General features: G+C 53.0%; 8 protein-coding genes and 1 pseudogene. 7 read left to right on the top strand and 2 right to left on the bottom strand.

What is annotated here, in order from left to right:
- Positions 1 to 653 (top strand): recombinase family protein (locus OGY19_RS14240; protein WP_286596678.1); only part of this gene is annotated, 653 nt, incomplete at its 5' end.
- Positions 654 to 687: 34 nt separating this feature from the next.
- Here the strand turns inward: OGY19_RS14240 and cydB are convergent.
- Both cydB and OGY19_RS14230 read right to left on the bottom strand, forming a co-directional pair.
- Positions 688 to 1,164, bottom strand: a pseudogene (gene cydB / locus OGY19_RS14235) (cytochrome d ubiquinol oxidase subunit II); the annotation flags it as partial.
- The gene (locus OGY19_RS14230) at positions 1,164 to 2,567 is read right to left on the bottom strand and encodes a cytochrome ubiquinol oxidase subunit I (protein WP_286596676.1); all 1,404 of its coding nucleotides are present in this window, start codon (positions 2,565 to 2,567) and stop codon (positions 1,164 to 1,166) included. The pseudogene cydB and the gene OGY19_RS14230, both read right to left, overlap by 1 nt.
- Before the next feature lie 125 nt (positions 2,568 to 2,692).
- On the opposite strand from OGY19_RS14230, the gene OGY19_RS14225 reads away from it, so the two are divergent.
- The 6 genes from OGY19_RS14225 (at position 2,693) to OGY19_RS14200 (ending at position 8,635) form a co-directional block, all read left to right on the top strand.
- The gene (locus OGY19_RS14225; protein WP_185963983.1) at positions 2,693 to 2,884 is read left to right on the top strand and encodes a hypothetical protein; all 192 of its coding nucleotides are present in this window, start codon (positions 2,693 to 2,695) and stop codon (positions 2,882 to 2,884) included.
- A gap of 92 nt (positions 2,885 to 2,976) precedes the next feature.
- A complete protein-coding gene (locus OGY19_RS14220; protein ID WP_061067941.1) occupies positions 2,977 to 4,386 on the top strand; it encodes an aminotransferase-like domain-containing protein in 1,410 nt (469 codons plus the stop codon).
- A gap of 329 nt (positions 4,387 to 4,715) precedes the next feature.
- Positions 4,716 to 5,861, top strand: coding sequence for a putative ABC transporter substrate-binding protein YdcS (gene ydcS / locus OGY19_RS14215; protein WP_048211602.1), 1,146 nt, complete (start codon positions 4,716 to 4,718; stop codon positions 5,859 to 5,861).
- Positions 5,862 to 5,877: 16 nt separating this feature from the next.
- Positions 5,878 to 6,894 carry an ABC transporter ATP-binding protein gene (locus OGY19_RS14210; RefSeq protein WP_115602018.1) on the top strand — a complete coding sequence of 339 codons (1,017 nt, stop codon included), beginning with the start codon at positions 5,878 to 5,880 and terminating at the stop codon, positions 6,892 to 6,894.
- On the top strand, positions 6,895 to 7,839 hold the full coding sequence (locus tag OGY19_RS14205; RefSeq protein WP_101742159.1) for an ABC transporter permease: 945 nt from the start codon (positions 6,895 to 6,897) through the stop codon (positions 7,837 to 7,839).
- Entirely contained in the window at positions 7,829 to 8,635 is an 807-nt protein-coding gene (locus tag OGY19_RS14200; RefSeq protein ID WP_005126751.1) for an ABC transporter permease, read from the top strand. The genes OGY19_RS14205 and OGY19_RS14200 overlap by 11 nt, the downstream gene beginning before the upstream one ends.
- Position 8,636 lies beyond the last annotated feature (1 nt).

The raw sequence follows: 8,636 nt of genomic DNA, 5'->3' as shown, positions 1-8,636 counted from the left end.
CCCATATAAATCAGGGCGTTCCGATACAAAAATCCAGGAGGGTTCAATTGGGACATCGTGCCGCCATTTACTGCCGGGTTTCAACAGCGGATCAGTCTTGTGAACGCCAGGAATTTGATCTGCGAGCCTTCGCCGGCCGTGCCGGCTACGACGTGGTGGGAATATTTAAGGAAACAGGTTCAGGAACTAAACTCGACCGGGCCGAGCGAAAGAAAGTCCTGGCGCTTGCCCAGTCCAGACAAATTGATGCAATCCTGGTCACTGAGCTTTCCCGGTGGGGGCGCTCGACGCTCGATCTGCTCAATACGCTACGTGAACTGGAGAACTGGAAGGTTTCCGTGATAGCCATGAATGGAATGGCGTTCGATCTTTCGTCGCCGTATGGACGAATGCTGGCGACGTTTCTTTCCGGCATTGCGGAGTTTGAGCGGGATCTCATCAGCGAGCGGGTCAAGTCAGGCCTTGCTGTTGCGAAGGCACGTGGTAAGAGGCTTGGTCGTCAGGCCGGAGTGCGACCAAAATCAGACCGACTTTTGCCTAAGGTGGTTGCGATGAGGGCCGAGGGACGCAGCTATCGCTGGATCGCACGCGAGCTCGGTATCAGCAAGAATACCGTCGCTGACATCGTGCAACGACACAGAGCTAACGCTTAGGGTGTCATTTCGCCCTCAGCCGGAACCGACCCCTGAAAGGCGTTAACCAGTCAAACGGACCGCCGCTGTAGCTGCGGCCAGTGACGGAAAATCCGTTGAGTACCGCGCCCACGACCACTCCCTGGGTAAACGTGGCAAGAATTGAACCGCCCAGAAAGGCTTTATCCCAGAATGGTCGATGCGCCGGCGTGGCCTTGAAGCGAAACTCAAAGGCAACGCCGCGAAAAATCAGGCCAATCAGCATCAGGGTGAGTGGGATCGTCAGTGCATCGACAATGACTGCATAGGCCAGAGGAAATGCGCCAAACAATCCTGCACCGCCCAGCACCAGCCAGGTTTCATTCCCATCCCATACCGGTGCGACGCTGTTGACCATCACGTCGCGGTCATCAGCGTCCTGAATAGCGGGAAATAAAATACCGATCCCGAGATCAAAGCCGTCCATCACGATATACATCAGCGTGGCGAATACGATAATAACGAACCAGATAACTGATAAATCAATACCCATTAGCGATGTGCCTCAGCTTGAGAATCGAGGACGGCAGCGGAAAGCGGCCGTGCGGGTGTGCCAGCTGGCGGGAGGGTCGGATCATCTTCCTGTGGTCCTTTACGGATCAGGCGAATCATGTAGCTATAACCCACACCGAAGACCGAGCTGTAAACCACAAAGAAAGCCAGCAGGCTGATGCTCATATGCAAATCACCATGTGCGGAAACCGCATCCGCTGTGCGTTGCAAACCGTAAACCACCCACGGCTGACGGCCAACTTCAGTGGTCACCCAGCCAGCGAGGATGGCAATCAGACCGGAAGGGCCCATCCACAAGGCAAAGCGCAAGAAAGCGCGCGAGGTGTATAAACGCTGCTTATAACGTAGCCACAGGGCAAACGCACCCAACAGGATCATCAGCATGCCTAGCCCCGCCATAATGCGAAACGACCAGAACACCATGGTGGAGTTGGGCCTGTCTTCTTTAGGAAACTCTTTCAGGGCCGGGACCTGTTTATCCAGACTATGGGTCAGGATCAGACTGCCCAGCGCCGGAATTTCCAGCCCATAGTGGGTGCGCTCCTGCTCCATATCCGGCCAGCCGAACAGTAGCAACGGAGTCGGTTCGCCGGGCGGATTTTCCCAGTGTCCTTCAATCGTGGCAATTTTTGCCGGCTGGTGCTTCAGCGTATTCAACCCGTGCATATCGCCAATCAATGCCTGCAGCGGGGCGACGATCAGCGTCATCCACAGCGCCATCGAAAACATGGCGCGAATAGCCGGAGTGTTATTCCCACGTAATAAATGCCATGCCCCTGATGCTGCGACAAACAGCGCACTGCTCAGGAAAGCGGCAACGGACATATGCAACAAACGATATGGGAATGAAGGGTTGAAAATAACGGCGAACCAGTCGACGGGAACGACCTGTCCATTGACGATTTCATAGCCCTGTGGAGTCTGCATCCAGCTGTTGGAGGCCAGTATCCAGAAGGTAGAAATAATTGTCCCCAGCGCAACCATGCAAGTTGCAAAGAAGTGCAGGCCTGGCCCCACACGGTTCCAGCCAAACAGCATTACGCCGAGGAAGCCTGCTTCGAGGAAGAAGGCGGTTAACACTTCATAGGTCAGCAGCGGCCCGGTGATGCTCCCGGCAAACTCAGAAAAACCGCTCCAGTTAGTGCCGAACTGATAAGCCATCACCAGCCCGGACACTACGCCCATACCAAAGTTTACGGCGAAGATTTTCGACCAGAAATGATACAGCGAACGCCAGGTCGGATTTTTGGTTTTCAACCAGAGACCTTCCAGTACCGCCAGATAGCTGGCAAGACCGATAGTAATGGCCGGAAAAATGATGTGAAAGGACACCGTAAACGCGAACTGGATCCTCGCCAGGTGAAACGCGTCAAGACCGAACATGCTTAACTCCGCAGGCAAAATTGATTTGGCGCAATTCTAAGCCCCTGGCGAAATGTGGGGCAGAAACAGAACAGTTCTTTTTAACCATAACAGTTGTGCTGCCGTTATAGGTCGCACGATCTGATATGCAATCTGGTCCCGCATTTGAATTTTACTTCGACGATAATGGGTTTATCCCGTGGTCTGCGGTGATTGACGGTGCTGATGACTATGTGAACATCACCTGTTTATTCGCCTTAAAGCACACCCCGAAAATTGATGCTGTACAGATAGCTGCCCGGGCCTCAGGCAAAGAGCTTTCGCTAACGATGTTGTAAAACTGTTAACTATAACAGTTCTGAAAAAATCGTTATTTATGTAGACTGATATATACAGAGGTTGTCACCGATACCGAATATCAGGACGAAAAATGAAGAAATACCAGCGACTGGCGGAGCAAATTCGCGATCAAATCGCGTCTGGCGTATGGCAACCAGGCGATCGGTTGCCCTCTTTGCGCGAGCAGGTGGCAAGCAGCGGGATGAGTTTTATGACCGTGGGGCATGCCTACCAACTGCTGGAAAGTCAGGGGCGGATCATCGCCCGGCCCCAGTCGGGCTATTATGTTGCCGCGCGCCCCGAACGCGAAGCCGCCGTGCCGCAGGTACAGGTCATGCGCGATGAGGCCGTGGATATCAACACCTACATCTTTGACATGCTGCAGGCCAGTCGTGATGCTTCCGTGATGCCGTTTGCATCCGCTTTCCCTGATCCACGCTTATTTCCGCTTCAGCAGCTTAATCGCTCGCTGGCTCAGGTGAGTAAAACGGCTACCGCCATGAGTGTTATCGAAAACCTGCCGCCAGGAAATGATGAACTGCGTCATGCTATTGCCCGTCGATATGCGCAACAGGGAATGACCCTTTCTCCGGATGAAATTGTGATCACCACTGGCGCACTTGAAGCGCTTAACCTGAGCCTGCAGGCGGTCACTGAGCCGGGGGATTGGGTGATTGTCGAAAATCCGTGTTTTTACGGCGCATTACAGGCTCTGGAGCGATTGCGCCTGAAGGCGTTGTCCGTTGCCACCGACGTGAAGGACGGAATCGACCTTGTCGCACTGGAGCAGGCCTTACAGGAGTACCCGGTCAAAGCCTGCTGGCTGATGACCAACAGCCAAAATCCGTTGGGTTTTACACTCAGCGCACGGAAAAAAGCCCATCTGGTCGCATTACTGGAAAAATACAATGTGATGCTGATTGAAGATGATGTTTACAGCGAACTCTATTTTGGCCGGGAGAAACCACTGCCGGCTAAAGCGTGGGATCGAGGAGACAGGGTGTTGCACTGTTCATCTTTCTCGAAATGTCTGGTCCCCGGATTTCGCATCGGTTGGGTTGCTGCCGGGAAACATGCCCGTCGTATTCAGCGACTCCAGTTGATGAGCACCTTATCCACCAGTTCCCCAATGCAGCTTGCGTTGGTGGACTACCTGTCGACCCGGCGTTATGACGCGCATTTGCGACGGCTGCGTCGTCAGCTGGCGGAACGCAAACAGCAGGCCTGGCAAACGTTGCTGCGTCATCTTCCGGCAGAGGTCAAAATACACCATAACGACAGCGGCTATTTTCTGTGGCTCGAACTGCCAGAACCGCTGGATGCGGGAGAACTCAGCACCCAGGCGCTGGCGCACCACATCAGCATCGCACCAGGTAAGATGTTTTCAACCTCGGGGACATGGTCACGTTTCTTTCGTTTTAATACCGCATGGCACTGGGGTGAACGCGAAGAACAGGCGGTTAAACAGCTTGGAAAATTAATTCGCGAGATGATGAAATAAAACTGAATGTGCTATTCAATATAAAAGAATAGCGCATTCTTATTTTAGAAATAGTGAATGTTAAACCCTGATGTTATTTATATCAGGTGCCACCATACGAAATATCAATAGTTCTTCCTGGTGCCACCCTGGCACTTAACTCCTTGTCTATACTCCAGAAGATTAAATTACTTTGCTATAACCCGTGGCGTAATGAGCGTTAGCTCACAACCTGATTAAATTTCCTTGCGCCAGCAGGAACGCTTTCAACACCCCGACTATTTTTAGGAAAGGACATATATTTACGGCAAGGCTGCCGCTCAATATTTTTTCGACAGGAGTAAGACGTTATGAGCAAGCAATTTGCCCTCAGTAGCTTGTGTGCACTCAGTATGACGCTGATGACAGCCCATGCAGCCGAACCCCCAACATCATTAGATAAACCGGAAGGGCGCCTGGATATTATTGCCTGGCCAGGTTATATCGAACGCGGACAAACCGATAAACAATATGACTGGGTTTCGCAGTTTGAGAAGGAAACCGGTTGTGCCGTCAATGTTAAAACAGCGGCCACATCAGACGAAATGGTGAGCCTGATGGCGAAAGGCGGCTATGACCTGGTGACGGCTTCTGGTGATGCTTCACTGCGTCTGATTATGGGCAAACGTGTCCAGCCTATAAATCCTGCGCTTATCCCAAACTGGAAAACTATCGATCCGCGCGTGGTCAAAGGGGAATGGTTTAACGTCGGTGGGAAAGTTTACGGCACTCCTTATCAATGGGGTCCCAACTTGCTGATGTATAACACCAAAACCTTCCCAACGCCGCCAGATAGTTGGAAAGTGGTGTTCGTCGAGCAAAAACTTGAGGACGGAAAAAGCAATAAAGGACGAGTCCAGGCGTACGATGGCCCGATCTATATCGCCGATGCGGCGCTGTTCGTCAAAGCCACTCAACCGCAGTTGGGTATCACCGATCCCTATCAGCTCACCGAGAAACAGTATCAGGCGGTCATCAAAGTCCTGAGCGATCAGCACGCACTGATTCATCGCTACTGGCATGACACCACTGTGCAAATGAGTGACTTCAAAAACGAAGGTGTGGTGGCATCAAGCGCCTGGCCCTATCAGGCTAACGCCCTGAAAGCAGAAGGCCAGCCAATCGCCACGGTTTTCCCGAAAGAGGGCGTCACCGGTTGGGCTGACACCACCATGCTGCATAGCGAAGCAAAACATCCTGTTTGTGCTTACAAATGGATGAACTGGTCATTAACCCCGAAAGTTCAGGGCGACGTCGCAGCCTGGTTTGGATCTCTGCCGGTAGTCCCTGAAGGTTGTAAAGCCAGCCCGCTGCTGGGCGAAAAAGGCTGTGAAACCAACGGCTATAGCTATTTCGACAAAATTGCTTTCTGGAAAACGCCAATCGCAGAAGGTGGAAAATTCGTTCCTTACAGTCGCTGGACGCAGGATTACATCGCCATTATGGGCGGTCGTTAATTCCGCTGGGGGTTTTATGACGTACGCAGTGGAGTTTCATAATGTCTCGCGTCTGTACGGGGATGTTCGTGCAGTTGATGGGGTAAGTATTGCAATTAATGATGGTGAGTTTTTCTCTATGCTGGGGCCATCCGGCTCCGGCAAAACGACCTGTCTGCGCATGATTGCAGGGTTTGAGCAGCTTTCGGGCGGTTCAATTAAAATTTTTGGTAAGCAAGCCAGTGAATTACCGCCCTGGGAACGGGACGTCAATACGGTATTTCAGGATTACGCACTATTCCCGCATATGTCGATTCTCGACAACGTGGCTTATGGGCTGATGGTGAAAGGCATTGATAAAAAGCAGCGTCATGCCAGGGCACGCGAAGCGTTAGATAAGGTTGCGCTCGGCTTTGTCTATGAGCGCAAGCCATCACAACTCTCTGGTGGACAGCGTCAGCGTGTAGCGATTGCCCGTGCGTTGGTCAATGAGCCTCGCGTCCTGCTGTTGGATGAGCCACTTGGCGCGTTGGATCTCAAGCTACGCGAACAGATGCAACTGGAGCTGAAAAAACTCCAGCAGTCTCTCGGTATCACCTTTATTTTTGTCACCCACGATCAGGGTGAGGCGCTGTCGATGTCCGATCGTGTGGCGGTATTTAACAATGGTCGTATCGAGCAAGTGGATTCACCGCGAGAACTCTACATGCGTCCGCGCACGCCGTTTGTGGCGAGTTTTGTAGGTACGTCAAACGTCTTTGACGAAGCGATGTCGGCAAACGTCTGTGGCTTACAGGGGATGTTCTCGCTGCGCCCGGAACACATTCGGTTAAATGATATGGTGGGCGAGGTTCAGGCTCGGGGTGTCATTCAGGCGGTGCAGTACCAGGGGGCGGCGACGCGTTTTGAACTGAAACTTGCCGGTGGTGAAAAGTTGCTGGTGAGCCAGGCGAACCTGACGGGAGAAATGCTGCCGTCGGCGCTGTCGCCGGGTCAGCAGGTGATGGCATCGTGGTCACGGGATGTCATGGTTCCGCTGGTAGAGGAGAGGTGAATGGCTATGAACGTCATACATTCGCCAGCACAGTCGACAAAGCTGAACCGTATCTCGGGGTTCTTCTGGCGTAATCCAGGGCTTGGGCTGTTTTTGCTACTGCTCGGGCCGCTGATGTGGTTTGGCATCGTCTACTTTGGATCGTTGCTGACGCTGTTGTGGCAAGGTTTTTACACCTTCGACGATTTCACTATGTCGGTGACGCCAGACCTGACGCTGGCGAATCTGCAGGCGCTGTTTAATCCGGCTAATTACGACATCATTGTGCGAACGTTGACAATGGCGGTGGCGGTGACGATTGCCAGCGCCATTCTGGCGTTCCCGATGGCATGGTATATGGCGCGCTATACCAGTGGCAAAATGAAAGCCTTTTTTTACATTGCCGTCATGTTGCCGATGTGGGCGAGCTATATCGTCAAAGCCTATGCGTGGACGCTGCTGTTAGCGAAAGACGGCGTGGCGCAGTGGTTTCTAACCCATCTCGGGCTGGAGCCACTGTTGACCGCTTTCCTCACCTTGCCGGCTGTCGGCGGTAATACGCTGTCAACATCGGGATTAGGGCGCTTTTTGGTTTTTGTCTACATCTGGCTTCCCTTTATGATCCTGCCGGTTCAGGCTGCTCTGGAACGGCTTCCGCCCTCGCTTTTGCAGGCATCGGCCGATCTGGGCGCGCGTCCTCGTCAAACCTTCCGCTATGTGGTTTTCCCGCTGGCAATACCCGGTATAGCCGCCGGTTCTATCTTTACTTTTTCACTGACGCTGGGTGACTTTATTGTGCCGCAACTGGTGGGACCGCCGGGATATTTCATCGGCAACATGGTGTATTCGCAACAAGGGGCTATCGGCAATATGCCAATGGCGGCGGCATTCACTCTGGTGCCCATTGTTTTAATTGCACTGTATCTGGCGTTCGTGAAGCGTCTGGGAGCTTTCGATGCACTCTGAACGCGCACCCTGGTTACTCAAACTGGCAGCATGGGGAGGGGTTCTTTTTCTGCACTTTCCCATCCTCATCATCGGCACCTATGCTTTTAATACAGAGGAGGCTGCTTTTAGTTTTCCGCCTCAGGGACTGACATTGCGTTGGTTTAGCGTGGCGGCGCAGCGTAGCGATATTCTTGAGTCAGTGACGTTGTCACTTAAAATCGCCGCGTTGTCGACAGCAATCGCTCTGGTACTGGGGACGCTGGCGGCGGCTGCGCTGTGGCGCAGGGACTTTTTCGGTAAAAGCGCAATATCGCTGTTGCTGCTGTTGCCGATTGCGCTGCCGGGCATTATTACCGGCCTGGCACTGCTGACGGCATTTAAGACCATCAACCTGGAACCGGGTTTTCTCACGATAGTGGTGGGGCATGCGACGTTTTGCGTGGTGGTTGTCTTTAACAACGTCGTGGCGCGTTTTCGCCGTACCTCATGGAGTCTGGTTGAAGCGTCTATGGATCTTGGCGCCAACGGCTGGCAAACCTTTCGTTATGTCGTGCTGCCCAATCTGGCATCAGCACTGCTGGCGGGGGGCATGCTGGCGTTTGCCTTGTCGTTTGATGAAATCATCGTGACAACGTTCACCGCCGGACATGAAAGAACACTTCCGCTGTGGCTGCTCAATCAACTGGGTCGCCCACGAGATGTGCCTGTTACCAACGTTGTGGCATTGCTGGTAATGCTGGTAACAACACTGCCAATTTTAGGGGCCTGGTGGCTAACGCGTGAAGGCGACACCGTCGCCGGAAACGGTAAATAAA

Source organism: Citrobacter sp. Cy070 (assembly GCF_030332245.1).
Taxonomy (GTDB): domain Bacteria; phylum Pseudomonadota; class Gammaproteobacteria; order Enterobacterales; family Enterobacteriaceae; genus Citrobacter; species Citrobacter youngae.
This window is presented reverse-complemented; position numbering and strand designations above follow the sequence as displayed.